This window comes from Neokomagataea anthophila (assembly GCF_018122595.1).
Taxonomy (GTDB): domain Bacteria; phylum Pseudomonadota; class Alphaproteobacteria; order Acetobacterales; family Acetobacteraceae; genus Gluconobacter; species Gluconobacter anthophilus.
In genome coordinates this window covers 1-1,750 of the sequence record NZ_JAGRQH010000022.1, presented here as the reverse complement: position 1 = coordinate 1,750, position 1,750 = coordinate 1, and the positions used below count along the sequence as shown (strand labels likewise).

The following is a 1,750-nucleotide window of genomic DNA, read 5'->3' as shown; positions in this document are numbered from 1 at the left end:
CTTCGGCCCATTTCAAAATGGCATGGGAGGTGAATTCTGTCCCATTGTCACTCACGATAATGAGCGGCTTCCCATAGCGTTCCACCAACATAGTCAACTCCCGTGCGACACGCCTTCCAGACAAAGACGTATCGACAATGAGAGCCAAATTGGACGTGTCACGGTTTAGTTCCGGGCCTTTAAGACCGAAGGTGGTCGAGAAGGAGAATTGGAATGGGACGAGTTTACAAGGCTGATTTTAAGCAAGAAGCGATCCGATTGGCGCTGAGTAGTGGGTTATCACGTGATCGTATTGCGCAAGATTTGAGTATTGGTGCATCGACGCTGAAGAAATGGATTAGGGACGCGCAACAGGCCTCCTCTTCTCCGTCCACGGACCATGCAGCCGTATTACGTGAGAATGAGAAATTACGTCGTGAGAACCTGCTTCTTCAGGAGGAAAGAGATCTGTTAAAAAAGGCGACACAGTTCTTCGCGAGGCAAAAGACGTGAGATTTGCGTTTCTATCGCGCTATCATGGGCCTCTTCCGCGTGGACGAGCTTGCCGTTTATTTGGCGTCACGGATCGAGGCTTAAGGGCCTGGAAGCGGCGCCCTGTTAGCGCGCGCAAACGGCAGGATGCTGCTTTAGTCGTGCATATTCGCACCCTTCATACGCAAAACCGTCAACGTTATGGCCGACCACGTATGACGGCAGCGTTGAAGGCATTGGGTTTTTCTGTTGGACACCGTCGTGTAGGGCGCTTGATGCATGAGCAGAAGCTGCGTGTTATTCGGACACGACGGTTCAAAGTGACCACCAACAGTGCGCATCATCACGCTATTGCCCCTAATCATCTGCACCAGAACTTTTCGACCACAATGAAAAACCAGAAATGGGCTGCAGATCTGACGTATATTTGGACGCGTGAAGGCTGGGTCTACCTTGCTGTGGTGCTCGACCTCTTCTCGCGTCGTGTCATCGGGTGGAGTGCGGGAGCACGCATGACAACGAAGCTCGTGCTGAACGCTTTGGAGCGCGCCATTGCTGTGCGACAGCCAACATCCGGCTGCGTTCATCATGCCGATTGCGGATCCCAGTATTGTTCCGAAGAATACCGTAAACGGCTTGTTACGCATGGCTTCATCGTTTCCATGAGCCGCAAGGGCAATTGTCGGGATAACGCCGTGACAAAAAGCTTCTTTAAAACACTGAAGGCCGAACTGATTTGGCGGCAATCATGGAGCAGTCGACAGGAGGTCGAGCAGGCCATCGCAGATTACATTCATAATTTCTACAATACCAAGAGGCTCCATTCCGCTTTGCAGTGGAAAAGACCCCTAAATTATGAACGCAAGGCCGCTTAACACATAACCAAAGGCCCGAAACTAAACCGTGACACGTCCATCACGTACAAGGTCAACAGCCTGCCGCTTCGCAGCAGGCGTCACCACTTTTTTCCAACGATTTCCTTCAACGCCGCATTGTCTAGCATCGCATCGGCCAAAAGGCGTTTCAGACGGGTATTCTCGTCCTCCAACGCCCGCAGCTTCTTCGCTTCCGAGATTTCAAGGCCGCCATAACGGGTTTTCCACTTGTAAAACGTGGCATCACTCATACCGTGTTGCGGCAAAGATCCGGCACTTTCAGCCCCGCCTCATGCTCGTGCAGGATCTTGATAATCTGCTCTTCCGTAAAACGACTGCATAGATCCGGTTCCTTATCCAACGGAATCTACTTTAAAATGGATACATTTCCGGGGAGCACGTCA

The 1,750-nt window shown here is 51.5% G+C and carries 1 protein-coding gene and 2 pseudogenes; 1 reads left to right on the top strand and 2 read right to left on the bottom strand.

All coding sequences use genetic code 11. The annotated features are described in order from the left end of the window. Window positions 1-148 (bottom strand): annotated as a pseudogene (locus KB213_RS11940) (IS3 family transposase); the annotation flags it as partial. Window positions 149-213: 65 nt separating this feature from the next. Between KB213_RS11940 and KB213_RS11935 the strand changes: the two are divergent. Beyond that, a protein-coding gene (locus KB213_RS11935) for an IS3 family transposase (RefSeq protein ID WP_211683445.1) occupies window positions 214-1,346 on the top strand; the annotation gives its coding sequence in 2 pieces (ribosomal slippage) (window positions 214-463 and window positions 463-1,346; 1,134 coding nt in all). Window positions 1,347-1,400: 54 nt separating this feature from the next. Here KB213_RS11935 and KB213_RS11930 read toward each other — a convergent pair. Beyond that, window positions 1,401-1,707 (bottom strand): annotated as a pseudogene (locus tag KB213_RS11930) (transposase); the annotation flags it as partial. Between the last annotated feature and the right edge of the window lie 43 nt (window positions 1,708-1,750).